Origin of the sequence: Pseudomonas atagonensis (assembly GCF_011369485.1) — a bacterium.
Classification (GTDB): Bacteria; Pseudomonadota; Gammaproteobacteria; order Pseudomonadales; family Pseudomonadaceae; genus Aquipseudomonas; species Aquipseudomonas atagonensis.
Window position 1 is genome coordinate 191,217 of the sequence record NZ_VXCA01000004.1, and the last position, 25,627, is coordinate 216,843.

A 25,627-nucleotide genomic window follows, 5' to 3' on the forward strand; every position below is an offset into this window, starting at 1 on the left:
GGCGGGATCAATTGATCCCGCCGTTTTGCATTTACTTGCCTGTTGCCAGCGCAGGCGTACGCGGCGGCACCAGACGCTTGGAACCGGTCGCCTCGAACGCCGCTGCCAGGCGCAGCAGTGTCGAATCGTCATAGGCCCGCCCGGCAAACGTCAGCCCCACCGGCATACCAATGTCGGCCATCACGCCCATCGGCACGGTGACGGTCGGCACGCCGAGGTGGCGGATCGCGAGATTGCCGTTGGCGACCCAGATGCCGTTGCTCCAGGCGATGTCCGCCGAGGCCGGGTTGACGTCGGCGTCGGCCGGGCCAACGTCGGCGTTGGTCGGGAACAGCACGGCGTCGAGGCCGAGGCGATCCATCCAGTCTTCGAGGTCGAGCTTGCGAGTTTTTTCCAGACCGCGCAGACCGTCTGGCAGCGTCGGGATCTGATCCCACGGCGTGATGCCACGCTCGGCCATGCGCACGTATTCGTCCATGCCGGCAGCGAGGTCGCCTTCACGGTTGGGCAGGGTGCCCGGGTCGTGCGGGAAGATTTTCGGCCCGTCGACGTCCGCCAGGCGGTTGAGTTTCGGGTCGCCGTTGGCGCGCAGGAAATCGTCGAAGGCCCAGGCCGACAAGTCCCATAGTTCGTGGTGCATGAACTCTTTGGAGACGATGCCGCGATTGAACACGGTCGGCGCACCGGGACGGTCGCCCTCGCAATTGGAGACCAGCGGAAAATCCACTTCGACCACTTCGGCGCCGGCCGCTTCGAGGGCCTGACGAGCCTGTTTCCAAAGGTCGATCACCGAAGCGCGGGTGTTGATGCGCTGCCCGGTCGGGCCGCCGATGCCCGGCGCTGCGCTGGTGCCGGCTTCAGGGTCGGCGTTGATGTACATGCGCGGCACGCCCAGGCGTTTGCCGGCCAGTGCATCACTTTTCACGGCGAGTTCAAGGTAAGAAGCAGGGCGCACCGAGGCGACGCTCGGGATCGGCACCCAGGGTTGCAGGCGCCACAGATCGCCACGGGTATCGGTGTCTTCAGCCACCACCACGTCGAGCACTTCCAGCAAGTCGGCCATGGTGCGCGCGTACGGCACGACCACGTCCATGGTCGGCGTCAGCGGCCAGTTGCCGCGAACCGAGATCACGCCACGGGATGGCGTGTAGGCGCACAGACCGTTGTTCGACGCCGGGCCGCGACCGCTCGACCAGGTTTCTTCCGCCAGCCCGAATGCCGAGAAGCTGGCAGCGGTGGCGGTGCCGGCACCGTTCGACGAGCCGGAGGCAAACGGCGCGGTCAGGTAATCAGCGTTGTAGGGACTTTCGGCGCGGCCATAGACGCCGCGCTGCATCCCGCCATTGGCCATCGGCGGCATGTTGGTCTTGCCCAGGCAGATCGCGCCACCTGCACGCAGGCGCTCGATGGTGAACGCGTCGCGCTGGGCCACCAGATCCGCGAAGGCCGGGCTGCCGGACGCTGCCGTGAGGCCTTTGACCAGATAGCTGTCCTTGGCGGTGTAGGGGATGCCGTCGAGCGGACCGAGGGTTTCGCCCTTGGCGCGACGGGCATCGGAAGCTTGCGCTTCTTTCAGGGCTTCGGGGTTGCGCACGATCACTGCGTTCAAGGCAGTGGCGGTGTCCGGGCCGTCAAAGGCGTCGATGCGCGCCAGGTAGGCCTGGACCAGTTCAACCGCCGTGGTCTGGCCGGATTCGAGCGCCGCGCGCAATTGGGCAATGGAAACTTCAGTGACTTCGATCATGCTGTTACCGCCGACAGGTTCGCTAAAGGGTGGTTGATCATTGTTATCGTCGAAAGATGTCAAAGATTCTTGATGGGCGAAACTCTACCCTGAAATTTGCTCAATGGCATGCATAAAGTCGATAAATATCGGTTAATTTCATCGGAAAAACTCTCCTGGTGTCTCGCCGAACTGTTGGCGAAACGCCGCGATAAAGGCTGACGTCGAGTCATAACCACAGGCCAAAGCCACGTCGGTGACGCGTTCGCCGCGTTCCAGCGGTGTGAGCGCACCCAGCAGACGTAGACGCTGACGCCAGGTGCGGAAGGTCAAGCCGGTGTCGCGCAGGAACAGTCGAGTCAGAGTTTTCTCGGTCACGCCGAACTTGTCGCTCCAGTGACTGAGTGTGGTCTGTTGTTCCGGATGTTGCTCCAGGCTTTGATAGATCTGACGCAAGCGCGCGTCCTGGGGCAGTGGCAGCATGAGGTCGATCTGCGGCGCTTCGGCCAATTGATCGAGGATGACTTGTGCCAGCCGCCCATGAGCGCCGTCCTGATCGTACTCCACCGGCACTTGGCTGAAGGCGCGAATCAGTTCGCGCAATAAATCACTTACCCCAAGCACATGGCAGCGTTCGATCGCCCAGCCCGCCACGCTGCAATCGATATAAAGGCTGCGCATCTCGGTGTGCGGCGAGCTGAACACCCGGTGCGGCATGCCCGCCGGAATCCACACGGCGCGCTCCGGCGGCGCGACAAAGCGTCCGGCGCTGGTCTGCACTTCAAGCACGCCTTGAATCGCGTACGACAATTGCACCCATGGATGACTGTGGCGGCGGGTCAGCGCACGATTGGGCAGCGATTCGGTGCGTCCGTACAGCGGACGCGGCAGGCTGGGTAGCCCGGGAATGCTGCGTCTGACGCTTTTCTCGTGTCCTTTTGGCGGCATCTGGAGGATCTTCGGCGTTAGTCGGTAATTGCCTGACACGTTAGAGTCGCAGGCACGCACTGGCAACCCCCGGATAACCAAACCATGATTCGCCCACGCTTCTTGCCCGACAACTTCACCCTGACGCTGGTCGGCGTCGTCCTGCTGGCCAGTTTTCTACCGGCCAGCGGCCAGGTCGCGGTCGGCTTCGGCTGGCTGACCAACATCGCCATCGCGCTGCTGTTTTTCCTCCACGGCGCGAAACTGTCTCGTGAGTCGATCATCGCCGGCGCCGGCCACTGGCGCCTGCACTTGCTGGTGTTCGGCCTGACCTTTGTGTTGTTCCCGCTCCTCGGTCTGGCATTGAAGCCGCTGCTGTCGCCGTTGATCGGCGACAGTTTGTACATGGGCATGCTCTACCTCTGCGCGCTGCCCGCCACGGTGCAATCGGCCATCGCCTTCACGTCGCTGGCGCGTGGCAACATTCCGGCGGCGATCTGCAGCGCGGCGGCGTCGAGCCTGTTCGGGATTTTCCTCACGCCATTGCTGGTCACATTGCTGCTCAACGTCCACGGCGACGGCGGTTCGACCCTCGACGCCATCCTGAAAATCAGCGTGCAATTGCTCCTGCCCTTTATTGCCGGGCAGATCGCCCGTCGCTGGATCGGCGCATGGGTCGGGCGCAACAAAAACTGGTTGAAATTCGTCGATCAGGGTTCGATTCTGCTGGTGGTTTACGGCGCATTCAGCGAAGCGGTCAACGAAGGCATCTGGCATCAGATTCCGCTCTATGAACTGCTCGGTCTGGTGGTCGTCTGCTGCATCTTGCTGGCGTTGGTATTGGTTGCCTCGACCGTGCTCGGCAAAGCGTTCGGCTTCAATCAGGAAGACCGCATCACGATCCTGTTCTGCGGCTCGAAAAAGAGCCTGGCCACCGGCGTTCCGATGGCCCAGGTGTTGTTTGCCGGCAGCACGATTGGCGTGCTGATTCTGCCGCTGATGCTGTTCCATCAGATCCAGCTGATGGTCTGTGCGGTGCTGGCGCAGCGTTATGCGAAACGGCCGGAGTCGGTGCCGGAGCTGATGGCGCAGGTGGATCCGTAAGCGCAGCGAATCAAACGATATCGTCGATCAGGATATGGTGCAGCCCTCGGCTGCACTGTTCGATCCGTGCCTCGACCTTGTAGACGTGGCGCAGCATCTGTTCGGTGATCACTTCCTGGCTCGGGCCGCTACCCTGAGCGGTGCCCTCGGCAATGACCAGCACCTGATCGGCAAAACGCAGTGCCTGATTCAGATCGTGGATGGCGAGAAATACAATCACCTGGCGTTGGCGCGCGAGGCTGCGCATGAAGTTCAGCACCTGCACCTGTCGATGCATGTCGAGGGCGCTGGTGGGCTCGTCCATCAGCAGGATTTCCGGCTCGCGCACCAGCGTTTGCGCAATGGACACCAATTGTTGCTGGCCGCCGCTGAGTTCTCCGAGGTTGCGAAAAGACAGTTCGGTAATGCCCAGCGCCGCCAGAATCTCATCGACCAGTTTCAGCTCGTCATCGTGCACGACCCAGCCGGGCGTCAATTGTTTGCGCGCGAGCAGCACAGATTCGTAGACCGTCAATCGCGCACTGGCGTTGAGGCCCTGGGGCATGTAACTGATGCCGGTCGGGCCTTTTTTCGAGTCCTGCAAAATCACTTGCCCGGGGCCGTCGATCAGCCCGGCCATGCGCTTGAACAGCGTGGATTTGCCTGCCGCATTGGGGCCGACCACGGCGACCACCTGACCGCCAGAAAACGTCGCCGTCGAGACGCCGCGAATGATCTCGCGCTGGCCGTAACGGGCGCCAAGATTCTCCAGTTGCAGCTTCACCATGAGTTTTTCTTCCCGCCGAGAATCAGTGAAATGAAGAACGGCACGCCAATCAGCGACGTGACCACGCCGATGGGGAAAATCGCCCCGGGAATCAGGGTTTTGCTGACCACCGAACTCGCCGACAGGATCAACGCGCCCGTGAGCAAGGAGGCGGGCAGGAAGAAGCGCTGATCCTCGCCAATCAACATGCGTGCGATGTGCGGGCCGACCAGGCCGATGAAGCCGATGGTGCCTACGAATGCCACAGGAAACGAAGCCAGCAGGCTGACCATGATCAGCGTCTGAAAACGCAGGCTGCGGACGTTGATGCCGAAGCTGGCGGCCTTGTCGTCGCCCAGGCGCAGGGCGGTCAGTGCCCACGCGCGTTTGGCAAACACCGGCAAAGTAATGAGGATCACCAGACAGATAATGCCGAGTTTGGGCCAGGTCGCTTTGGTCAGGCTGCCCATGGTCCAGAACACCACAGCGGCGACGGCTTGCTCGGTGGCGAAGAACTGCACCAGCGCCAGCAGTGCATTGAAGGTGAACACCAATGCGATGCCGAGCAAAACGATGGTTTCGGCGGTGACGCCACGGCGCATACTCAGAAAGTGGATCAACAGCGCCGAGAGCATGGCCATGATGAACGCGTTCAGCGGCACCATGAATTGCGCTGCCAACGGGAACAGCGCTACACCAAATGCCAGCCCCAATGCCGCCCCGAAACTGGCGGCGGCGGAGATACCCAACGTAAACGGGCTGGCCAGCGGGTTGTTGAGGATCGTCTGCATCTGCGCTCCGGCCAGCGACAACGCCGCGCCGACGGCAACCGCCATCAATGCCACGGGCAGGCGAATGTCCCACATCACCACGCGCACTTGCGGCGACGCGGTATCTGGCGAAAACAGTGCGCCGAGCACTTCACTGAAACTGTAGCTCGCCGGCCCCAGCGCCAGGTCGAGCAGTACGCTGCACAGCAACAGAATCACCAGCCCGGCAAGGATCAAGCGTTTGCGCAGCACCAGTCGGCGATAGGTTTCGCGCTGCACAACCACCGCGTCGTTCAACGAACTCATGGCTTGACCTCGGGATCGTGCAGGCTGACGAAGTAACCCGATTCGTACGGCACTGGCAGGAAGCGTTCGTGCAGTTCGCGAAAGGACGCCTCGGGATCAAGGTCGGCGAAAAGATCCGGGTGAAACCATTTTGCCAATTGCTGAATGGCCACGAACTGGTAGGGGCTGTTATAGAACTGATGCCAGATGGCGTGGAAGGCTTGCCTGTCCTGCGCCTTGATCCCGGCATAGGCCGGGCGCCGGGTGTACCACGCGATTTTTTTTCGCGCCTGGTTCATGTCGGCACCGGGGCCGACGCCGACCCAGTGGCCACCGGGGGCGAAAGCTTCCCAGTTGGCGGTCGTCACGACGACATGGGCGGGATTGGCGACGATGACTTGCTCGGGATTCAACTGGCCAAAAGTCGTTGGAATGATGTCCCGGGCGATATTGTTGCCGCCGGCCATGTCGACAAACAGGCCGAAGTTTTCATTGCCGAAACTCAGGCAGCAATCATCGGTGTAGCCGCCGATGCGCTCGATAAACACATCGGGTCGAGCCGGGTGCTGTTTTTCGATGACATCGGTGACGCGGTGAATCTGCTGGTTGCGAAAGTCGATGAAGGCTTCAGCTCGTTGTTCTTTGCCGAACAACTGACCGAACAGGCGCATGGTCGGCTCGGTGTTCTGGATCGGGTTATTGCGAAAATCCACGTACACCACGGGAATGCCGAGGGCGTCCAGTTTCTCGATGTAGCGAGCATCCTCGGTGGCGTGCTGCGCCTCAATGTTGAGGATGATCACGTCAGGGCGCTGCGAAATCGCCTGCTCGATGTCGAACGTGCCGTCTTCGAATCCGCCGAACGTAGGGATTTTGGCGATATCGGGGAATTTGCGGCGATAAGCGTTGTAAGTGTCCGGATCCGACTGAATCAGGTCTTTGCGCCAGCCGACGATGCGCTCGATCGGGTTTTGTGTGTCGAGCGCCGCGACCAGGTACAACTGCCGACCTTCACCGAGGATGACGCGTCTGACCGGCAGGTGAACCTTGACCTTGCGTCCGAGCAAATCGGTGACCTCGGTGCGCGCCGCATCCGTTGCAGCGTCGGCGTTGCGCGGGGCGAGGGCGCACAGGCTCAGCACTCCTGCCAGTAACACAGCAGCCAAAGCGCGGCTGCGTCGATCAAAAGTCACCATGGTCAAAGCCTTTGCAAAGGTCAGATCGGCCGACAGCTCACGCTGCGACTTGCCTGAGCGTTTCAGAAATCGACAGTTGCCGAGAGTAGTAATGTGCGCGGTGAACCTTGGGAGAACGCGCCATAAGAGGCGACGCCCGACCAGTATTCGTGGTCGAAGACGTTCTGCACGGTGGCGCGGAACGTGGTTGGCCGCTCGTCGATGCGCGTGGTGTAGCGCGCGCCGACATCGAAGCGCGTCCAGTCATCGAGTTTTTGTGTGTTGGCCTGATTCACGTATTGGCTACCGGTGTGAATCGCACCGCCGGTCAACGTCAGGCCTTCAACCCAGGAGGTGTCCCATTCGGCCCAGAGGTTGGCCTGGACTTCTGGCACGCCGACCGGTTTATTGCCACGGTTGGCGGCCACGCCGGTTTCGGTCAACTCCGCATTGAGCAAGGTCACGCCGCCGAGCACGCGAGTACCGGGACTGACTTCGCCGAAAACGTTCAGCTCAAGGCCGCGATTGCGTTGTTCGCCTTGCACCGAGAACACCCCGGCGGCCAGCTCGCCGCTGGGTTTGGTGATCTGGAACAGGCTCAGCGTGGAGGTAAAAGTGCCGTAATCGGCCTTGATCCCGAACTCGTGTTGGCGGGACACATAAGGGGAGAAAATTTCACCGGCGTTGGACGCGGTGGAGGGCGCAATGTCGCCCTTGCTCAGGCCTTCAATGTAGTTGTAGTAGAGCGAAACATGCTCCCACGGCTTGAGCACTGCGCCGAACAGCGGCGTGGTCCGGCCGTCGTCGTAGGACGTAGTGACGATGCCGCGCGCATTGTAATTGTCGGACTTGATGTTCTGTTTGCGCAGACCGAGGGTCACCTGGATTCGATCATCGAGCACCGACAAGGTGTCCGCCAGCGCGACGCCAGTCAGCTCGCTTTCCGATACTTTCGGCGTGTCCGGTTTGGGGATGTACGGTTTTGGCCGGTCTACCGGGTGATAAATGTTCGACAGAATCGGCGCGCCGGAAATGATCCCGCGCGACAACACATCACGATAACGACTGACCTGCAGGGCAGTGCGGTGCGTGATCGGCCCGGTATCGAAGCGCAGGCGCGCGCCAGCGTCCACGGTGTAACGCTCGACTTCGAATTTGTAATAACCGGGGATCGATGACGTATCACCCGCCGCGTTAATGATGGTCGGGGTCTGGTCGGACATTCGCGCCACATCCGATCTGCCGCCACCGGCGTGGGCGAACACGGTCAGCGCATCACTGAGATCGTATTCGCCGCTGAGCAGCGCCGAGGTGTCGCGGGTCTGCGACCAGCCCCAATCCTGGCTGACGTTGGTGCGTCCGTTGGCGGCGGAGGGAATGTTTACGCCCGAAGCGATCAGGAATGGCCGCGAGGCAGCGTCGAAACTTTCTTTCTGATTGAGCCAGTCAAACGTGGTGCGCAGGCGTTCGCCCTGGTAGTCGAGGGACATCGCGCCGATGTCGACATGGCGCGATTGATCGTCGATCACGGTGTCGCCCCGTTGCGTGCTGCCATTGATTCGCACGCCGAAACGGCGCTCTTCACCAAAGCGCCGACTGACGTCCAGGTGTCCGCCGAGCTGTGAATCCATGGCGTAACTGGCGGTGAAACGGGTCAGGTCTTCATCGAGGGAGCGCTTGGGCACCACGTTGATAACGCCACCGACCGCGTTGTTGGGGGACATGCCGTAGAGCAGGGCGCCGGGGCCTTTGACCAGTTCGATTCGCTCGGCATATTCGGTGAATACACGGTAATTGGGCGCCACGCCGTACACACCGTCGAATGCCAGTTCGCCGAGATTGCCTTCGCCCACGGGAAAACCACGGATGAAGAACGAGTCGACGATGCCGCCGGTCTGGCCGGTGGAGCGTACCGACGAGTCGCGCTCCAGCACATCGCCGACGGTCACGGCCTGTTGATCCTTGATCAGTGCCGAGGTGTAGGTGCTGACGCTGAACGGTGCGTCCATCACATCCGTGTTGCCGAGAATGCCCAGTCGTCCGCCGTTGGCGACCTGGCCGCCAGCGTACACAGGTGGCAGCGCATCGGTGCGTTTGTCGGTGCCGATCACCGCGGTTTCATCCAGCGTTACCCGGCGTGGCACCAATGTGTAAGTGCCGTCGCTGCGCAAGACCATGTCCAGACCACTGCCTTCCAGCAGACGATTGACCGCCTCTTGCGTGGAGTACTTGCCGATCAGCGCAGGACTGCTCAGGCCTTCGGTCAACGATGGCTGAAACGACAATGCGATACCGGCATCCACCGCGAAGCTCGACAAGGTCGCGCCGAGCGGCCCGGCGGTGATGTTGTAGGCCCGAACCGCGACAGAATCCAGTTGCACCGGCGCCACGGCCACGGCCAAGGCCAACGGGCAAATCGCAGCGCTCAGGACAAGGCTTAGCAACGCGCTGCGAACAACGGGTTTGAACGGACGATCCGGGCGCAGGAGGCGTGCGGCAAGCATGGATGGGTGAGCCTATGAACAGGACGGAAAAGTGCTTCTTCCTCCTAGCCAGTCGAGATCGAAAAAAGTATCACCGGTGCGGTCAATATTTTTTGACTCAGGCGGGGGAAAGCATGACCCAGTAGCCATTCAAATGGCCGCTGACGAGAATCGGGTAGGTTTGCGCGAGCATGTTCAACGTGCGCCGGCTGTCGCTGATGGGATAGGCGCCGGAAATACGCAGATCGGCAATGGCCGGATCGAGCCGTACGAAGCCCCGACGATAACGCGTCAGTTCGGCGACGAAGTCAGCCAGGCGCATGTTGTCGGCCATCAGCATGCCCTGGCTCCAGGCGCCGGCGTTGCGGTCGGCGACGGCCAACTGACCGAAAGTGTTGGCTGAAAAATCCGTGCGTTGCCCGGCGTTGATGATCAGCGACGCGCCCTGGCGATTCTCTGCCAGTTCAACTTTTACCGCCCCTTCGAGCACCGCAAGGTGAGTGCGCGGTTGCAGCTCCCTGACGGTAAAACGGGTGCCCAGCGCCTGCATGCGACCCTGACGGGTGCTGACCAGGAAGGGGCGGGGCAGTGGGGAAACGTCCGGCGCGGTTTGCACCAGTATTTCGCCTTCGCGCAGATGAATGAGTCGCTGATTGGCGTCAAACAGCACGTCGATGGCGGTGTCGGTGTTCAAGGTGATTTTCGAGCCGTCGGCCAGCGTCAGCTCGCGTTGCTGGCCAACGGCGGTGCGATAGTCGGCCGACCATTGCTGCGACTCTGCGAGTTTCCAGCTGCCCCAACCGGCCGGGAGAATCGCCAGAATCATCGCCAGTTTGCCCAAGGCCGCACGTCGTTCAGGACTGCTTGGACGATCAAGTGCCGACATTGCCAGCGACGGTGGCAAGCCACCCAGTTTGGTCTGCAGCAACTGTGCGCGAGCCCACGCTTTGGAGCGCTCGGGCGTGCTGATTTTCCAGACTTCCCATTGCGCTTGTTCGGTGCCGCTGAGTTCGCCTTCGCTCATGCGGATCAACCAGTCGGCTGCCTCTTCGAGCGCCTGGTAATCGAACTGCGATTCATCGCGTGATGCGAGCATTCACTCCACCAGCAGCAGGCACTGCACGAAGGCTTGCTTCATGTAGCGCTTGACGGTGATCAACGACACGCCCAGTTGCTCGGCGATGTCGTCGTATTTCAGCCCGGTGATCTGCGACAGCAGGAACGCACGTTTGACCAGGGGTGGCAGGGCGTCGAGCATCGCGTCGATTTCGTGCAGGGTTTCCAGCACCATGAAACGCAGTTCCGGCGACGGCACTTCCTGCGCGGGGACATGGGCGAGGGCATCCAGATAAGCACGTTCCAGCGCCTTGCGCTGATACCAGTTGACCAGAATGCCCTTGGCCACGCAGCTCAGATAGGCGCGTGGCTGTTCGATGACGGTCACCCGGGAAGCGAGGATCCGGGTAAAGGTGTCCTGCGCCAGATCCGCCGCATCCATGGCGTTACCCAGTTTTTTTCTCAGCGTCGCATACAGCCAGCCGTGATGGCCGCTGTACAGGGCTTCGATCGCGCGCAGGTGATTGTCATTATTCGCGGGAAGGGTTTCGCTCATGGCTGCAGATTTTCATGCAATTGAGAAGTATTCCCAATGCTAGTTTACTCAGATGCCAACACGCAAGCGCCGAATCTGTTTGCCGCGGTCAATCGCCCTGACCTGCCTGGCGGGTGGGCACAAGGTTCGGCCAGTAACGCAAGGCGAGCAGCGGGATCAGTGCTAAAGCGTAAGCCAGGCACACGAACAGGTAGATGTATTGCAAGCCATAAATCTGGCTGAGCAAACCGCCGGCGCAGATACCGGTAATGGAGGCAAATTGCGTCGAACTCTGGGCAATCCCCAGCACTTGGCCCTGTTGCGAGCTGTCTGCAGATTTTGAGATCAGTGCCATCAGCACCGGAGTGGTCGCCCCCAGCAAAACGCCCCAGATGAAGTAGGCCGTTATGAACACCACCGGGTTGCGCGTTACACCTGCAGCCGCCGTCAGGGCGATGCAGCCGACAACAATCCAACTGATGCGCTGCAGGGTTTGCTGTGCACTGCGATGTTCGAAGTAACCCGCCCATGCCGTCGCCGACAGAATGAAACCCAGTGCCAGCAAGCCATAACACAGACCGGCCACAGAATTGCTGACCTCGAACACCGCGCTGATGTACAGCGAGAACGAGGTCTGCGGCAACATTCTGGCCAACAGCAGAATGCCCATCACGCAGAGCAGCGGGAGCAGAAGCGAGTCTTTCCAGGCACTGGCGGAACCGCCCGCAGTCGATGTCTTGTCGCTGGCCATCGGTTTCTTCACCGCCGGCACATTGGGCAATGTCAGCGCCGCGATGACGGTGCAAATCGCGCACAGAGCGGCGGCGACCATGTTGATCCAGAAGAACGTCGCATGATCGAGTATCAAACCGCCGATGACAGCCCCGAGCAACGAACCGACATTGGTCGAAATCTGCAGAAGGGCAAACAGCCTTGCGCGTCTCGACGGTGCTTCGATACTCACGCCATAAGCCTGTGCCGGCGCGATGTAGCCGGCAAACGCCCCTTGCAGAAAACGCAAGATCAGGATGACCCAAATGTCGTTGCACAACGCCAGTCCGAGTTGGGTCAGCGACAAGCCGGCGAGGGCGCGGATCATCATCCACTTGTGCCCGTAGCGGTCGCCGATACGGCCCCAGAATGCACTGGTCAGCATGATCCCCAGCATCGGCCCGACATACACGGCGATGCTGGCGAAGCTCAAAAGCGTTTGCGAAGACGTCATGCCACGCAGGTGTACGGGCCAGAACGGCCCGCTCATTTCCATCGCGCCCATCGACACCAACTGGATCGCGAACAGAAGGGAAACCAGAATTCTTGCAGAGGAACCCTGAGCGACTCCGGCGTTGGGCATGGGGCAATCTCGATGGTTGAACGCTGGCGAGACTACTTGCTTTGCCGCGTCGGGAAAACCCGGATCACAGGGCTGCAAAAAAACTTTCTCGACGGTGATACTTTTTCGCAGATCGACTGGCAATAGGAGTGATTACCATTTTCCCTCGATGAAAAGGATCCTCACGTCATGCCTGTTGTCAGTCGTCCTTGCGGTGAGCGGGTGTTAACACTCGCCGTGCGTACCGCCCTGTTGAATTTCGTTCTGGTCGCAGGAAGCGCCAACGCCTGGGCTGCAAGCCCGGTGCAGCAAAACGCTGGCGCCGACCAGACCCCGAACGCTGCGCCAGTCACGCTGGCCGACGACAGCACGGATGCGCTGACCCTCGATACCACCAACGTCAATGCCCGCTACAACGGCGCGACTGCCTTGCCGGACACCCTCGCCGGAGGCCAGGTAGCGCGCGGCGCACGGTTGGGCATGATGGGCAACAAAGACGTCATGGACACACCGTTCAGCGTCACCAGTTACACCGCCAAAACCCTGGCCGACCTGCAAACCGTCACGGTTGCCGATGCGCTGGAACGCGACCCATCGGTGCGTTCTACCGGGCAGACTGGCGGGATTGTCGATTCGTTTTTCATTCGTGGCTTCCCGATCGGCGAAGGCAACCTCGGTGAGCTGGCATTCGACGGTGTCTACGGCGTCGCGCCGAACTACCGCGTGTTTACCGAATACGCCGAACGCGTCGAAGTGCTCAAAGGGCCGGGCGCACTGATGTACGGCATCTCGCCGAACAGCGGCGTTGGCGGGGTGATCAACATCGTGCCCAAGCGTCCGCTGGATGAAGACCTGACACGGTTTACCGGCACTTATGCCTCGGATTCGCAAGTGGGCGGGCATCTGGATCTGAGCCGGCGTTTTGGTTCGGAAAACCAGTTCGGCGTGCGTTTCAATGGCAATCTGCAGGGCGGCGATACGGCGGTTGATGATCAGCATCGCGATCTCGGTATTGGTGCAATCGCTCTGGATTATCGCGGCGAGCGACTGCGCCTGAACCTCGATTACATCAGCCAGAAAGAAAGTTGGGAGGGTGCTTCGCGGCCGTTCACTATCGCACCGGGTGTCGATGTTCCGTCCGCACCAAACGGTCGCACTAACCACTCGCAGGACTGGGGCTGGTCGGATACCAAGGAGCAGTCGGCGTTGCTCGGCGGCGAATATGACCTGACGGATAACGTCACCGTGTTCGCCCATGCCGGTGGCGGCAGATCCGACGTCAAGCGCCTGTCCGATCAGGTGCCAAGAATCCTCAACGACGCCGGCGATACCAGCAACATTCCCGGTTACTACAAATTCAACGTTGATCGCTCGACGGCAGACGTCGGTATGCGAGGCGTATTCGCCACCGGCCCGATCACTCACACCACCACGGTCATGGCCACCCGGTATCAGGATGAGTTGTCGCGCGGGATCAACAACGGCACGCCGATCCTGTCGAATATCTATCATCCGATCGACCGGCCGCAGCAGTACATCAATGCGCCGAAAGTATTGCGGGTGTCCGAATCGGACCTGTCCGGTGTGGCATTGACCGACACAATGTCGATGCTCGAAGACCGCTTCCAGTTGACCCTCGGCGTGCGTCGCCAGGACATCGAATCGCGCAACTACAACGCGAGCGGTGCCGTTAGCTCGAAATACAAAGACAACGCCACGACCCCACTGGTGGGTGTGGTGGTCAAGCCTTGGGAAGACGTTTCGCTCTACTACAACTACGTCGAAGGTTTGAGCAAGGGTGACATTGCGCCGGGCACCGCAGCCAATGCCGGCGAGACTTTCGCGCCGTACGAATCGAAGCAGCATGAACTCGGCGTCAAGTACGAACACGGCACGTTCATGACCACGTTGGCGTTGTTTCAGATCGAGAAGCCAAGTGGCGAAATCGGTGCCGGTAACGTGTTCTCGGTACAAGCCGAACAACGAAACCGTGGCGTTGAATTGAGCATGTTCGGCGAAGTCGCACCGGGTACCCGTTTGATGGGGGGCGTCACGGTGCTCGACGGCGAACTGACTGACTCGGCCACCAAAGCCAACCGTGGCAATAAACCGGTCGGCGTGCCAGACGTGCAAGCCAACCTCTGGGCCGAATGGGATACGCCATGGCTGCAAGGCTTCACCCTCACTGGCGGTGCGATCTACACCGACAGCCAGTACGTCAACCAGGCCAATACGCAAGAGCTGGATTCCTGGACCCGGTTCGATGCCGGCGCGCGTTATGCGACAAAGATCGAAGGCCGCCCCACGACATTCCGCGCCACCGTGCAAAACGTGTTTGATCGTGAGTACTGGTCGGGTGTTGCTTCCTACGGTGCCTTCTCTCCGGGCTATCCACGCACCTTGCAGTTGTCGGCCACGGTCGATTTCTGACGCGGGTGGGGAGCGCACTGGCATTGCTCCCCAACGTGTGATCCGGCCGGCGGGAGGCAGTTACGGCCCGCCGGCATCAGAAGCCCCCCGAATACTTCACTGCGGCGGCCGCGCGCGAGGGCACGTTCAGGGTGCGCAGCAACGAAGACACATGAATGCGCACCGTGAACGGTGAAATATCCAGTTCACGGGCGATCTCCTTGTTGGTCTTGCCTTGGGCGATCAGCCTCAGCACGTCCTGTTGACGCGGTGTGAGGGCGGCGCCGGTTTCCAGTGGCAACAAGCCCGACGGCGCAAACCTCACCAGCACTTCACCCTCACGGATTGCCAGAATCGCCTGACCGATTTCATCGGGGGCGATGTTCTTGCCGATGAAGCCGTCGATACCGGCGGTCATCACTTCGCCGATCAGTGACTCATCATCGACCATCGACACCACAATCAGCGTGGTGCGCGGCAAACGCCGGCGCAGGTCGGCGAGCTGGCTGACGCAGGTGAGCCCCGGAAAGCGCAGATCGAGAATCAACGTGTCCGGTTCGTCACCCAACGGCAGCAGAGCCAGCACCGCATCGAGATCGCCTGCTTCTTCGATGTCGGCTTCGGGCAGCAAACGCTGCACCGTGCGCAGCATTGCCTCGCGAAACAACGGGTGATCGTCGGCTATGATAATTCGGCATGTCATGGCGTGACCCTCCCTGGGTCAGGCGTTGCTCAAGGCCTGCACCTTATCACCGGGCGAGAAAATTGCCTGCAGGCGGATTCGCAATCTGACGATTGCCGCACAAGGACGTTGACGATGAAGTTCGAAAAAAACACCGAGCTCGACCAGGCCAATCTGCGCATTATCATCGCCAGTATTGCCGTTGTTTACATGCTCATCCTCGGTTTTCTGCCGGGGCAGCGCTTCGATACTTACCTGCCGGTCATCACCTACATCATCCTGTTTTTGCTGGCCTCGATCGGGCTGCGCCAGGCGATTGCACGTTGGCCGGGGCATTATCCGGCACGGCGGATTTTCGCCATGATCCACGACTACACCGGCACCTGTTTCGGGCTGGTGGTGGGGGGCGAGGCGGCGTTGCCGCTGTACGCGGTGATCATCTGGGTCAACCTCGGCAACGGCATGCGCTACGGTTCGCGTTATCTGGCGATTGCCACGGCGCTGGCGCTGCTCGCGTTGTTGTGTGTTTATCGGTTGACGCCGGTATGGCAGGCGCAGCCGTTCATGGTGCTGATGCTGATGATCACCAGCACGGTGATCCCGTTTTATGCGCACTTGTTGCTGGAGCGTACGCGCAAGGCTTCCGAAGAGGCGGTGGCGGCGAATCTGGAGAAGTCGCGGTTTCTCGCTCAGGCCAGTCACGATTTGCGCCAGCCGATTCATTCCATTGGCCTGTTTACCGCCTGCCTGCGCGAGTCGCGCCTGGGCCAGGAGGAGCGTCGATTGGTCGACAATATCGACCGTTCGCTGCTGAACGTGTCGCAGTTGTTCCGTTCGATTCTTGACCTGTACACCCTCGATAACGGGCGGATTTTGCCGAAGCTGCAACTCATCAACCTGGGTGAATGGCTGGCGGATCTGGTTCGCCAGAATGCCGAGGCTGCGCGCTGGGCGGGAGTGGAATTGCGTTTGCGTCCCTGCCGGTTCTGGGTTCAGACCGATCCGACGCTGTTGGCGACCATGGTGCAAAACGTGCTTTCCAATTGCTTCAAATACGGCGCGCATCGCCCCGTATTGATTGGCGTGCGCCGCCGTGGGCCAGGGCTGGCGATCATGATTTATGACCGTGGCAACGGTATCGCCGAAGAGCATTTACCGAAGGTATTCGAGGAGTTCTATCGCGTGCGTCAGGTGCGCGACAAAGACGTCGAAGGCGTGGGGCTGGGCTTGTCGATCGTCAAGCGTCTCGGCGAGCTGATCGGGGTGGACGTTGCCCTGCGGTCGCAGCCTGGCAGAGGCACGGCAGTCACCTTGCAGGGTCTGCCTATCGCCGCGCCGCCAGCGGTGGTGGTCAACCGTGATGAGGCGCGTCAGGTCGGGCTGTTGACGGGTCTGAAGGTGTGTCTGGTGGAGGATGACCGCAACGTGCTGTCAGCAACGTCGGCCCTGCTGGAGCGCTGGGGATGCGAGGTGCAGGCCGAGTTGACGGCTGAGGATCTGGTCACCGATTGCGACATCATCGTTGCCGACTATGACCTCGGCACCCACGCCACCGGTATCGAGTGCATCGATGCTGTGCGCCGGCAACGTGGCCGGGCGGTTCCGGCCATGATCATCACCGGGCATGACATCGAAAAAATTCAGGCGGCCCTGCACGACCGCCAGATTGCCATTCTATCGAAACCGGTGCGCCCGGCCGAGCTGCGCGCAACCTTGCGGGCCTTGCGTGACCGCGTGCACGAGCCCGCCGAAGGTGCAGTGACTTAACTCCGCATCAGCGTTTGCACAGGTAGTCCTGCGTGATGGTGGTCTGCAGGCAGTTGTACTGACCCATGGTGCGGCAGATGTTTTTCTCCGAGCCGGTGACCTCGGCATTTTTGTAGCCCCAGGTCTTGCAGCGTTGCGCGGCGACAGTCAGGCCTTGTTCGGCACTGGTCTGGCCGCTTTCGAACTGGCCCAGTTCATAGGAGACCTGGACGACGCCATCGTTTTTACTGCCGCCGGTGGCTTCCCATTGTTTTGGCGTGGCACAGCCGGTGAGCAACAGGGCGCTGAGCAGGGCGCTGCAGCAAGCGATTTTTTTGATGTTCGAGCTGGGTTTCATGGTGTCTCTTCCTTGGTGTTGTTCTTTTTCCGGGCACAACGATCCCGCAGGCTGCGAAAGGGCAGCGTTGGGGAACATCGGGGGGTTGCAGGGGAATATAGCGCCGCGCGGCGGGACGGTCGATTAGCACAAATGTGCTAGTGCGCTGGCGCAGAGGCGGCTCGATGGGAGCCGCCGCTCTTCAGGACACGTTATTGAGGGTTGTTGAACTGGTCGGAATAGCTGCCGGTCATCAGGGCCGAGGCGACCCGATCAGAGCCGACGCCGACACGCGAATAGGCAACGCGATTGATGCCGATTCGATCAGCACCATCAGCTGCGAGTGCCCCGGCGCCGACGTGATCGGAGCCGTCAGAGGCCACGGCCCCGGCGCCGACGTGATCGGAGCCGTCAGAAGCCACGGCCCCGGCGCCCACATGATCAGCTCCGTCCGAAGCCAGTGCCTGCGGTTGTGCAGCCCAGACTCCTGGCACCACGACGGCTGCCGCAATGGCCAGAACCACGCCTGACAAAAGCTTGTATTTCATGATTTTCTCCACGACCCGACAGCCACAACGCGATAACCCGTCGCGCGCTGCACAATGGCTGACGCTACGACGCATTGGCTCGGGGTTGATCTGGTTGGCGAAAGGCACGGGCGCACCCTCAGGCGCACGGGTGTCGACGTAATCATTATCGAACTGGATAAGTATAGGTCGCTGTCAGGACGGGGCGCGGCGAGGGGATCGACGGCTGTCAGGCGATTTATTTCCTTCAGCGGGTCGGCACAGTTGAAATCAGTCTAAAAACAGCGGGGCGGCTGCCGAACCCTTTGCTAGGCTCAAAGATGTAGGCGAAGACGCAGACTGATGCGCAAGCGGATAGCAAGGGGACGTGGGGCGCGTTCCGAAGGGTACACGGTTAGAAAGATCTCCGCGCTGAGATCCAGCCCTTACGCCGTGTGAAGCAGCCGAGGCCGTATCTTTTCACTTTGGTCCGGTACTGTGGGAAGCCTGAGAAACCTTGTAAGCCAGAGACCAGCACTGGCCGCCTACTCGAACACCAAAGCCCGCTTCGTGCGGGCTTTGTCGTTCTTGCAGGGTTAGATTTTCGTCAAGGCGTGCGCCAGATCGGCGCGCAGGTCTTCGATGTCTTCGACGCCGACCGACAGCCGCACCAGACCATCGCCGATACCCAATTTCGCGCGGGTTTCAGGTGGAATGGTCGCGTGGGTCATGATCGCCGGATGCTCGATCAGGCTTTCCACACCGCCGAGGCTTTCCGCCAGTGCGAATATCTTCACGTTCTCGAGAAAACGTCGTGCGCCGGCCAGATCAGTGTTCAGATCCACCGAAATCATTCCGCCGAAACCGCGCATTTGCCGCTTCGCCAATTCATGTTGCGGATGCGACGCCAGGCCCGGGTAGTAGACGCGTTTGACTTGCGGTTGCTGCTCCAGCCACTGCGCCAGGTCCAGGGCGTTGCTGCAATGGCGCTCCATGCGCAGGGCCAGGGTTTTCACGCCGCGTAGCGTGAGAAACGCATCGAATGGCCCGGAAATCGCGCCGACGGCGTTCTGCAAAAAGCCCAGGCGCTCAGCCAGTTCGACGTTCTGCCCGACCACGGCAATACCACCGATGACGTCGGAGTGGCCGTTCAGATATTTAGTGGTCGAGTGCAGCACGATGTCGAAACCCAGCTCCAGCGGCCGCTGGATATAGGGGCTGGCAAAGGTGTTGTCGGCCACGCTGATGATCCCGCGTGCACGGCAGATGCGCGCAATCGCGGCCAGATCGGACAGGCTCAGCAGCGGATTGGTCGGCGATTCGACGATCACCAGGCGCGTGTCGTCCTGCAGTGCTGCTTCGAACGCCGATAGATCGGTCAGGTCGACGTAGCTGTAACGGTGCCCGGCACTGCGCTGGCGCACCTTGTCGAACAGACGGAAGGTGCCGCCGTACAGATCATTGCCGGAAATGATGTGTGAACCGGCATCGATCAGTTCGAGCACCGTGGAAATCGTCGCCAGCCCGGAGGCGAAAGCAAACGCCTGGGTGCCGCCTTCAAGATCCGCCACGCAACGCTCTAGGGCAAAGCGCGTCGGGTTGTGCGAGCGCCCGTAGTCGAAACCCTTGTGCACGCCGGGGCTGTCTTGCAGGTAAGTGGAGTTGGCGTAGATCGGCGGCATCAGCGCGCCGGTGGTCGGGTCCGGCGCCTGCCCGGCGTGGATCACCCGGGTCGCGAAGCCTTGGGATTTATCGTCGTGCTGACTCATGCGAGGGATCTCCGTAATTGGTTGAGCATGTCGGTGCGGGTGATCAGGCCATGGAAGCCCGAGGCGTCAGCAATAATGGCGACGAGGCCACGGCTGAGCACCGACTCCAGCTCGGCAAGCGTGGCACCGGGCGCGAGGGTTTGCAGTTTGTCAGTCATCACACTGGAGACCGATTGGCTGAAACGTGCGGCGTCCTCATGAACGGCCAGCAGAATGTCCGATTCATCGATCACCCCGACGAGTGTTTTGCCTTCCACCAGCACTGGCAGTTGCGAAACGTCCGCCAGACGCATGCGCTGGAACGCGGTCAGCAGGGTGTCATCGGGTCCGACGCTGATGACGCGGCCGTCCTCGAAGCGGCGGGCGATCAGGTCGCGCAGGTCGCCATAACCTTTGCGCTGCAACAGGCCCTGATCGGTCATCCACTGGTCGTTGTAGACCTTCGACAAGTAGCGAGTACCGGTGTCGCAGACAAAGCTGACCACACGTTTCGGCTCGGTCTGTTCGCGGCAGTAACGCAGCGCAGCGGCGAGCAGGGTGCCGGTGGAGGAACCACCGAGAATGCCTTCGGCCTTGAGCAATTGACGAGCGTGATCGAAGCTTTCTTCATCACTGATCGAGTAGGCGTGACGCACGCTGGAGAGATCGGTGATCGATGGAATGAAGTCTTCGCCGATGCCTTCCACCGCCCATGAGCCGGGTTGGGTCAGCGTGCCGTCGCGGCTGTATTGCGCCATCACCGAGCCGACCGGATCGGCGAGTACCATTTCCAGATCCGGCTGCACGCGTTTGAAGAACCGGCTCAGGCCGGTCAGGGTGCCGGCCGAACCGACGCCGACGACGATGGCGTCCAGATCATGCTCGGTCTGCGCCCAGATTTCCGGCGCGGTGCTGCATTCGTGGGCCAGCGGGTTGGCAGGGTTGTTGAACTGGTCGGCGAAGAATGCGCCGGGAATGTCTTTCGCCAATCGCGCGGCGACATCCTGGTAGTACTCGGGGTGGCCCTTGCCGACATCGGAGCGGGTGATGTGCACCTCGGCGCCCATAGCCTTCAAGTGCAGGACTTTCTCGGTGGACATTTTGTCCGGCACCACCAGCACCACCCGGTAACCCTTGGCGCGGCCGACCAGGGCGAGGCCCAGGCCGGTATTGCCGGCGGTGGCTTCGACAATCGTGCCGCCCGGTTGCAGGCGGCCGTCACGCTCGGCCGCGTCGATCATTGCCAGGCCGATGCGATCTTTGATCGAACCGCCGGGGTTCTGTGATTCGAGTTTGAGAAACAGTGTGCACGGCCCGGTATCAAAGCGGGTGACGCGCACCAGTGGGGTATTGCCTATCAGCCCAAGTACGGCAGGGCGTGATTCCTTTGACATTTCTTCACCTCATAGTGGTGTTGATCGCGTTCCAGTCGCGGGGGAAAAGCTCGGGTGCAACATAGGCTCAGACAGGGTCTGTCGCAACCTTTAACGGGCCGTAAATGCTGCCATTTCGATCTAACGATAGATCGAAATCAAAGACTTGCAGGACAGGTTTTTGCCACGTTTACAGGGAGGCGCCATTGAGTTTCCAAAGGGCGTCTTTACGGTCGCTCAACGCTTGATCTCTGCAAAGAATTCCTGCAGCGCAAACGGATTTTGTGGCGGGCAGGGCAGGCGACGCAGATGCGCGCCGTCAGGAATGGAATCGAAGGATCTGTGCCCCGTCGAACGGATCCGTCAGGTAGTGCGCCCTGACCCCGAAAGTCTCGTGCAAGCGCTCAGGTGTGAGCACATCCAGCGGTTTGCCCAGCGTCACCAATCGGCCACGTTCGAGCACCGCCAGACGATCGCAATTGAGCGCCTGATTAAGGTCGTGCAGGGCGATCACTGTGGTCACCGGCAGCGTCTGCACCACGTTCAGAATGCTCAATTGATGCTGGATGTCGAGGTGGTTGGCCGGTTCGTCGAGCAGCAGGATTTGCGGGCGCTGGGCCAGTGCCCGGGCGATGTGCACCCGTTGCCGTTCACCGCCGGACAGACCGCGCCACAGACGATTGCGCAGGTGCATCGCGTCGACATCGAGCAATGCCTGCTCGACGATAGCGGTGTCTGTGGCCGACCACGGCTTCAGCGCTGACAGCCACGGCGTGCGCCCCAATGCAACGGCGTCGAACACGCGAATGCCATCGTCGGTGTCAGCCTGTTGTTCAACCACCGCGAGTGTCTGCGCAATGTGGCGGCGAGACATTTTGGCGAGCCGTTGACCATCCAGCAGCACCTCGCCGGCGCTGGGTTCGCGCACACCGGCGAGCAGCTTCAGCAAAGTGGATTTGCCCGAACCGTTCGGCCCGACGATGCCGAGGGTTTCGCCTCGCTGAACGGCAAAACCGACGCCGTTGAGCAACTCGGCGCCGCGCACCTTGAAGGCCAATCCCGAACAACTCAATACACTGTTCACCGGGCACCTCTGCGGCCAATCAGAATCAAGGCAAACACCGGCGCGCCGACCAGTGCGGTAATCACTCCGACCGGAATCACCTGGCCCTTGATCAGGGTTCGTGACAGCACATCGGCGGCAATCAGAAACACCGCGCCGCCCAACGCGCTGGCCGGCAGCAGGCGCGCATGGCCGGTGCCCAACAGCAAGCGCGCAGCATGGGGAATCACCAAACCGACAAAACCGATCGAGCCGACAATCGACACCATCACCGCTGTCACCAGCGCTGCGCAGCCGATCAGCAGAATCTGCACCCGCCGCACCGCAATGCCGAGGGACGCCGCCGAATCGGCACCGAAGGTGAACGCATCCAGCGCCCGCCGATGCCACAGGCAAACGACCAGACCTGCCACGGCCACCGGCACGGCCAGCCACACCGACGGCCAACGCACGCCGCCGAGATTGCCCAGCAGCCAGAACATGATGCCGCGCGCCTGTTCGGAACTCGCCGAACGGGTAATCAGAAACGCCGTGAGCGCGTTGAACAACTGCGAACCGGCGATCCCGGCAAGAATGATCTGCCCGGTGCCGTTGGCCGAACCGCTGACCCGCGCCAGCAGAATCACCAGAACGAACGCGGTCACCGCGCCGGCGAACGCACCGACCGACAGTGAAATCACTCCGGCACCGACACCGAGCAATGCCACCATCACCGCGCCGGTCGAGGCGCCAGCGGAAATGCCCAGCAGATATGGGTCGGCCAGCGGATTGCGCAGCAGCGATTGCAGAATCACGCCGCAGGTCGCCAGACCGGCGCCGCAAGCGGCCGCGACCAGTGCGCGGGTCAGGCGATAATTCCAGACAATGCCTTCATCGATGGGGTCGAGCGCGTACCCGGCGGCCCACAGTTTGTTGGCCAGCACTTGCAGCACTACGCCCGGTTCGATTTGGGTTTCGCCGATGGCCACACCGGCGATCAGCGCAATCGACAGCGTAGTCAGGGCCAGCATCAGTTGCGTCAGGCGTCGGGTCATTTCGACAGGTCGTAGCCGTTGATGGCCGTGGCCAATTGTTCCAGTCCGTCAAACATTCGCAGGCTGGCCTGCATCGCCATGGCGTCAAGAATGATGATGCGGTTGTTCTTCACCGCTGCCATGTTACGGGTCACCGGGTCACTGCGCAGAAACGCGAGTTTCTTTTCGTAGTCGTCTGCGGGGAAACGCCGGCGATCCATGCGGGCGATCACCAGAAAGGTCGGGTTGGCCTTGGCGATGGTTTCCCAACCGACGGTTGGCCATTCTTCAGCGGATTCGACGACGTTGCGCACGCCGAGGGTGCTGAGCATGAAATCGGGAATGCCTTTGTGTCCGGCGACGAAGGGCTCGATGTCCATTTGCGCACTGGAGAACCACACGAGTGCGCTGACGTCCTTGCGCTGCTGGTGTTTCGCCTTGGCAATCGAGCGGGCGAGGCTGGCCTTGAGTTCGTCGTTGAGTTGCTGACCGCGTGCCTGCACATCGAAGATCTGCGCCAGTTGGCTCACGCTCTTGTAAATGCTGTCGATGCGAAAAGGCTCCAGCCGCGTGCCGTCGGCGCCGACGAGATTGTCCTTGGCTTCGCAATCGGAGGGCAGCAGGTAAGTCGGAATCTTCAGCTCATGAAACTGCTCGCGGGTGCCCACCGCACCTTGCGGGCCGACCATCCATTCCAGCTCTACGGCAACCAGTTCCGGGCGCTTGCCGATCACCGCTTCGAAACTCGGTTCGTTGTCGGCCAGGCGCTCGATCTTGTCGTTCTGCGCCTTGTATTCAGCCAGCACATCGTTGAACCACAGCGAGGTGCCGACCACCTTGTCGCCCAGCCCGAGGGCGTAGAGCATTTCCGTGCCGGCCTGGCCGATGGTCACCGTACGGGCGGGGGCGTGCTGAAAGGTCAGGCTGCTGCCGCAGTTTTCAAGGGTCAGCGGATAGTTGGTGGGCGTCGCTTGGGCGAACGCGCAGAGGCTCAAACCGGTGATGAGGGTGGCAACGCGAGGCAGCAACATGAGTCGTATCTCCGATGGAACCGTACGGGGAGCGGCAAGGTACGGATCGGAAATACACCCTCGAGCGCGGTCACGGAAAACAGCGCAAGGCCGGTCATCTTACAAAGACGCGCACGGCACGATGTCCTTCCCGGACACCCCGCCGGTTAGTGATTTGCTTGGCCGGCAGGTCTCCTGACTGATGCGTCATCGCCATGCTCCGGCCTTCCCGGGAAACACCCAGTGGCAGTCAGGGAGCAGGCTCAGCACCTACAGTTGCGGGGGCAGTTCCGATTGATGCTGCGTGAGCACCTCGGATTCCCTATTAGTCCCGTGCGGGAACCGGCGGCGGCATGGTAGTCGATCGAGCCGCTGAAGGGGAGACGAATCTGCCGGGGAGGGCGTTAGTGCTGGCTCATCAAACCGTGCAAAACGCCTAAACGCAGGCCCGGTTCGGAGGGCGCCATCTGTGAAATGCCAAACACTTTGAAGGCGGCCAGCATCAGCACCAGGCCGCCGGGGAGGATGTTCTGGCGATGTGGCTGCAGGCCGGCCAGTTTGAGCTGCTGGACGTTGTTCACCTTCAGCAGCAACAACGACAGGCGCAGCAGGCCGCCGTAAGTGATGCCGTCCTGGCCGTAGTCGTTGAGTCGATTGGCCTTAAGCACTTTGGCCAACATGCGCGCGGTGCCGGACGAGCCGATGGTTTGCTGCCAGCCTTGCGCGCGATAACGCCGGGCGACCTTTTCAAATTGCAGGATGGCGACGCGCTCGGCTTCCTGCAGCGCACCGGGGGAAACGTCGCCGCCGCGAAAAAAGCGTGTGCTCAACGTGCCGCTGCCGATGGCGATGCTTTCGGTGAGCAGCGGTTGCGAGCCCTGGCCGAGAATCAACTCGGTGGAGCCGCCACCAATATCGACCACCAGGCGCATGTCCGCGACGTCGGGCAACGTGTGCGCGACGCCGGCGTAGACCAGCCGCGCCTCTTCATGGCCGTCGATGACATCAATGCGAAAGCCCAGATGCCTTTGCGCACTGTCGAGAAACAACTGCGCATTGTCTGCCTCGCGCACCGCGCTGGTTGCCACCGCGCGCACTCTGCCGGCTTCGAAACCGCGCAGTTTTTTGCCGAATCGCGCCAAGGCCTGCCAGCCGCGATCCAGTGCCAGCGCATCCAGTGCGCCACCGTCAAAACCTTCGGCCAGCCGCACCGGCTCACGCAGGGTTTTCACTTCATGAATCAGCAAGCCCTTCCGGCTGCGCACCGACTGACCGATCATCAGGCGAAACGCGTTCGAACCCAGGTCGATGGCGGCAAACAGCGGGGCGTCTTCTTTCATGGGAATCCTTGCAAATCATCCGTCGAAGGCTCAAGACGGTTTGCGAGGATTCTGCCGCTCGGTTGATGACATCCTGATGACGGGGCAGGGATGCTTCGATGAATTTCTGGCTGTCATGACACTGTCATTATCCGGCGTCTATATTGAGCTCAATACATCGCGTGTTCTTAAAGTTTCGGCTGCCATTTTCGGCAGCTTTTTTTTGCCTGCGATTTGGCCGGCCGGGCAAAGTTTGCAATCGGCGTCCCTGCTTGGCTAATATAC

At 61.1% G+C, this 25,627-nt stretch carries 22 protein-coding genes and 1 riboswitch; of the genes, 4 read left to right on the plus strand and 18 right to left on the minus strand.

Annotated elements, in window-relative coordinates; all coding sequences use genetic code 11:
* Positions 1-31 precede the first annotated feature (31 nt).
* A complete protein-coding gene (locus F2P67_RS03705; RefSeq protein WP_166217445.1) occupies positions 32-1,744 on the minus strand; it encodes an amidase in 1,713 nt (570 codons plus the stop codon).
* A gap of 138 nt (positions 1,745-1,882) precedes the next feature.
* Complete coding sequence (locus F2P67_RS03710; RefSeq protein ID WP_166217448.1) at positions 1,883-2,671, minus strand: AraC family transcriptional regulator; 789 nt, start codon at positions 2,669-2,671, stop codon at positions 1,883-1,885.
* An 84-nt stretch (positions 2,672-2,755) separates the two neighbouring features.
* Between F2P67_RS03710 and F2P67_RS03715 the strand changes: the two genes are divergently transcribed.
* Positions 2,756-3,754 (plus strand): bile acid:sodium symporter family protein, encoded by a 999-nt coding sequence (locus tag F2P67_RS03715; protein WP_166217450.1) that lies wholly within the window; start codon positions 2,756-2,758, stop codon positions 3,752-3,754.
* 10 nt (positions 3,755-3,764) lie between these two features.
* On the opposite strand, the gene F2P67_RS03720 is transcribed toward F2P67_RS03715, so the two are convergent.
* The 7 genes from F2P67_RS03720 to F2P67_RS03750 form a co-directional block, all read right to left on the minus strand.
* Entirely contained in the window at positions 3,765-4,520 is a 756-nt protein-coding gene (locus F2P67_RS03720) for an ABC transporter ATP-binding protein (RefSeq protein WP_166217453.1), read from the minus strand.
* Entirely contained in the window at positions 4,514-5,575 is a 1,062-nt protein-coding gene (locus F2P67_RS03725) for a FecCD family ABC transporter permease (RefSeq protein WP_166217455.1), read from the minus strand. Before F2P67_RS03725 ends, F2P67_RS03720 begins: the two co-directional genes overlap by 7 nt.
* Positions 5,572-6,750 (minus strand): ABC transporter substrate-binding protein, encoded by a 1,179-nt coding sequence (locus F2P67_RS03730; RefSeq protein WP_166217458.1) that lies wholly within the window; start codon positions 6,748-6,750, stop codon positions 5,572-5,574. Before F2P67_RS03730 ends, F2P67_RS03725 begins: the two co-directional genes overlap by 4 nt.
* Positions 6,751-6,812: 62 nt before the next feature.
* A complete protein-coding gene (locus F2P67_RS03735) occupies positions 6,813-9,233 on the minus strand; it encodes a TonB-dependent receptor (RefSeq protein ID WP_166217460.1) in 2,421 nt (806 codons plus the stop codon).
* Positions 9,234-9,330: 97 nt separating this feature from the next.
* Positions 9,331-10,308 carry a FecR domain-containing protein gene (locus F2P67_RS03740; protein WP_166217463.1) on the minus strand — a complete coding sequence of 326 codons (978 nt, stop codon included), beginning with the start codon at positions 10,306-10,308 and terminating at the stop codon, positions 9,331-9,333.
* Complete coding sequence (locus F2P67_RS03745) at positions 10,309-10,824, minus strand: sigma-70 family RNA polymerase sigma factor (RefSeq protein WP_166217465.1); 516 nt, start codon at positions 10,822-10,824, stop codon at positions 10,309-10,311.
* An 88-nt stretch (positions 10,825-10,912) separates the two neighbouring features.
* Positions 10,913-12,157 carry an MFS transporter gene (locus F2P67_RS03750; protein WP_166217468.1) on the minus strand — a complete coding sequence of 415 codons (1,245 nt, stop codon included), beginning with the start codon at positions 12,155-12,157 and terminating at the stop codon, positions 10,913-10,915.
* A 168-nt stretch (positions 12,158-12,325) separates the two neighbouring features.
* Between F2P67_RS03750 and F2P67_RS03755 the strand changes: the two genes are divergently transcribed.
* Positions 12,326-14,566 carry a TonB-dependent receptor gene (locus F2P67_RS03755; RefSeq protein ID WP_166217471.1) on the plus strand — a complete coding sequence of 747 codons (2,241 nt, stop codon included), beginning with the start codon at positions 12,326-12,328 and terminating at the stop codon, positions 14,564-14,566.
* 76 nt (positions 14,567-14,642) lie between these two features.
* Here F2P67_RS03755 and F2P67_RS03760 read toward each other — a convergent pair whose 3' ends face one another.
* Positions 14,643-15,248: a LuxR C-terminal-related transcriptional regulator gene (locus F2P67_RS03760; RefSeq protein ID WP_166217474.1), complete on the minus strand. Its 606-nt coding sequence runs from the start codon at positions 15,246-15,248 to the stop codon at positions 14,643-14,645.
* 114 nt (positions 15,249-15,362) lie between these two features.
* Here F2P67_RS03760 and F2P67_RS03765 point away from each other — a divergent pair, with 114 nt between their 5' ends.
* Positions 15,363-16,994: an ATP-binding response regulator gene (locus tag F2P67_RS03765; RefSeq protein ID WP_166217477.1), complete on the plus strand. Its 1,632-nt coding sequence runs from the start codon at positions 15,363-15,365 to the stop codon at positions 16,992-16,994.
* A 7-nt stretch (positions 16,995-17,001) separates the two neighbouring features.
* On the opposite strand, the gene yecR is transcribed toward F2P67_RS03765, so the two are convergent.
* The 8 genes from yecR to F2P67_RS03805 all read right to left on the minus strand — a co-directional run bounded on the left by yecR (position 17,002) and on the right by F2P67_RS03805 (position 25,363).
* Entirely contained in the window at positions 17,002-17,331 is a 330-nt protein-coding gene (yecR, locus tag F2P67_RS03770) for a YecR family lipoprotein (protein WP_166217480.1), read from the minus strand.
* Positions 17,332-17,522: 191 nt separating this feature from the next.
* Positions 17,523-17,858, minus strand: a complete 336-nt coding sequence (locus tag F2P67_RS03775) for a hypothetical protein (protein ID WP_178120904.1) — start codon at positions 17,856-17,858, stop codon at positions 17,523-17,525.
* A 554-nt stretch (positions 17,859-18,412) separates the two neighbouring features.
* Positions 18,413-19,585 (minus strand): cystathionine gamma-synthase, encoded by a 1,173-nt coding sequence (locus F2P67_RS03780; protein WP_166217483.1) that lies wholly within the window; start codon positions 19,583-19,585, stop codon positions 18,413-18,415.
* Complete coding sequence (locus tag F2P67_RS03785; RefSeq protein ID WP_166217486.1) at positions 19,582-20,958, minus strand: pyridoxal-phosphate dependent enzyme; 1,377 nt, start codon at positions 20,956-20,958, stop codon at positions 19,582-19,584. Before F2P67_RS03785 ends, F2P67_RS03780 begins: the two co-directional genes overlap by 4 nt.
* A 298-nt stretch (positions 20,959-21,256) precedes the next feature.
* Positions 21,257-22,021 carry an ATP-binding cassette domain-containing protein gene (locus F2P67_RS03790; protein WP_166217489.1) on the minus strand — a complete coding sequence of 255 codons (765 nt, stop codon included), beginning with the start codon at positions 22,019-22,021 and terminating at the stop codon, positions 21,257-21,259.
* Positions 22,018-23,034, minus strand: a complete 1,017-nt coding sequence (locus tag F2P67_RS03795) for a FecCD family ABC transporter permease (protein ID WP_166217492.1) — start codon at positions 23,032-23,034, stop codon at positions 22,018-22,020. The genes F2P67_RS03790 and F2P67_RS03795 overlap by 4 nt, the downstream gene beginning before the upstream one ends.
* Positions 23,031-24,044, minus strand: coding sequence for an ABC transporter substrate-binding protein (locus tag F2P67_RS03800; RefSeq protein WP_166217495.1), 1,014 nt, complete (start codon positions 24,042-24,044; stop codon positions 23,031-23,033). Before F2P67_RS03800 ends, F2P67_RS03795 begins: the two co-directional genes overlap by 4 nt.
* 147 nt (positions 24,045-24,191) lie before the next feature.
* A riboswitch (cobalamin riboswitch) is annotated at positions 24,192-24,385 on the minus strand.
* Positions 24,386-24,427: 42 nt separating this feature from the next.
* Positions 24,428-25,363 carry a Ppx/GppA family phosphatase gene (locus tag F2P67_RS03805; RefSeq protein ID WP_166217497.1) on the minus strand — a complete coding sequence of 312 codons (936 nt, stop codon included), beginning with the start codon at positions 25,361-25,363 and terminating at the stop codon, positions 24,428-24,430.
* Here F2P67_RS03805 and F2P67_RS03810 point away from each other — a divergent pair.
* Positions 25,362-25,622 carry a hypothetical protein gene (locus F2P67_RS03810; protein ID WP_166217500.1) on the plus strand — a complete coding sequence of 87 codons (261 nt, stop codon included), beginning with the start codon at positions 25,362-25,364 and terminating at the stop codon, positions 25,620-25,622. The genes F2P67_RS03805 and F2P67_RS03810 overlap by 2 nt on opposite strands.
* Positions 25,623-25,627 lie beyond the last annotated feature (5 nt).

Coding starts and splice junctions, on each gene's coding strand:
- F2P67_RS03705 (WP_166217445.1), bottom strand. CDS start 1,744: ATGATCGAAGTCACTGAAGTTTCCATTGCCCAATTGCGCGCGGCGCTC.
- F2P67_RS03710 (WP_166217448.1), bottom strand. CDS start 2,671: ATGCCGCCAAAAGGACACGAGAAAAGCGTCAGACGCAGCATTCCCGGG.
- F2P67_RS03715 (WP_166217450.1), top strand. CDS start 2,756: ATGATTCGCCCACGCTTCTTGCCCGACAACTTCACCCTGACGCTGGTC.
- F2P67_RS03720 (WP_166217453.1), bottom strand. CDS start 4,520: ATGGTGAAGCTGCAACTGGAGAATCTTGGCGCCCGTTACGGCCAGCGC.
- F2P67_RS03725 (WP_166217455.1), bottom strand. CDS start 5,575: ATGAGTTCGTTGAACGACGCGGTGGTTGTGCAGCGCGAAACCTATCGC.
- F2P67_RS03730 (WP_166217458.1), bottom strand. CDS start 6,750: ATGGTGACTTTTGATCGACGCAGCCGCGCTTTGGCTGCTGTGTTACTG.
- F2P67_RS03735 (WP_166217460.1), bottom strand. CDS start 9,233: ATGCTTGCCGCACGCCTCCTGCGCCCGGATCGTCCGTTCAAACCCGTT.
- F2P67_RS03740 (WP_166217463.1), bottom strand. CDS start 10,308: ATGCTCGCATCACGCGATGAATCGCAGTTCGATTACCAGGCGCTCGAA.
- F2P67_RS03745 (WP_166217465.1), bottom strand. CDS start 10,824: ATGAGCGAAACCCTTCCCGCGAATAATGACAATCACCTGCGCGCGATC.
- F2P67_RS03750 (WP_166217468.1), bottom strand. CDS start 12,157: ATGCCCAACGCCGGAGTCGCTCAGGGTTCCTCTGCAAGAATTCTGGTT.
- F2P67_RS03755 (WP_166217471.1), top strand. CDS start 12,326: ATGCCTGTTGTCAGTCGTCCTTGCGGTGAGCGGGTGTTAACACTCGCC.
- F2P67_RS03760 (WP_166217474.1), bottom strand. CDS start 15,248: ATGACATGCCGAATTATCATAGCCGACGATCACCCGTTGTTTCGCGAG.
- F2P67_RS03765 (WP_166217477.1), top strand. CDS start 15,363: ATGAAGTTCGAAAAAAACACCGAGCTCGACCAGGCCAATCTGCGCATT.
- yecR (WP_166217480.1), bottom strand. CDS start 17,331: ATGAAACCCAGCTCGAACATCAAAAAAATCGCTTGCTGCAGCGCCCTG.
- F2P67_RS03775 (WP_178120904.1), bottom strand. CDS start 17,858: ATGAAATACAAGCTTTTGTCAGGCGTGGTTCTGGCCATTGCGGCAGCC.
- F2P67_RS03780 (WP_166217483.1), bottom strand. CDS start 19,585: ATGAGTCAGCACGACGATAAATCCCAAGGCTTCGCGACCCGGGTGATC.
- F2P67_RS03785 (WP_166217486.1), bottom strand. CDS start 20,958: ATGTCAAAGGAATCACGCCCTGCCGTACTTGGGCTGATAGGCAATACC.
- F2P67_RS03795 (WP_166217492.1), bottom strand. CDS start 23,034: ATGACCCGACGCCTGACGCAACTGATGCTGGCCCTGACTACGCTGTCG.
- F2P67_RS03800 (WP_166217495.1), bottom strand. CDS start 24,044: ATGTTGCTGCCTCGCGTTGCCACCCTCATCACCGGTTTGAGCCTCTGC.
- F2P67_RS03810 (WP_166217500.1), top strand. CDS start 25,362: ATGGGAATCCTTGCAAATCATCCGTCGAAGGCTCAAGACGGTTTGCGA.
- F2P67_RS03805 (WP_166217497.1), bottom strand. CDS start 25,363: ATGAAAGAAGACGCCCCGCTGTTTGCCGCCATCGACCTGGGTTCGAAC.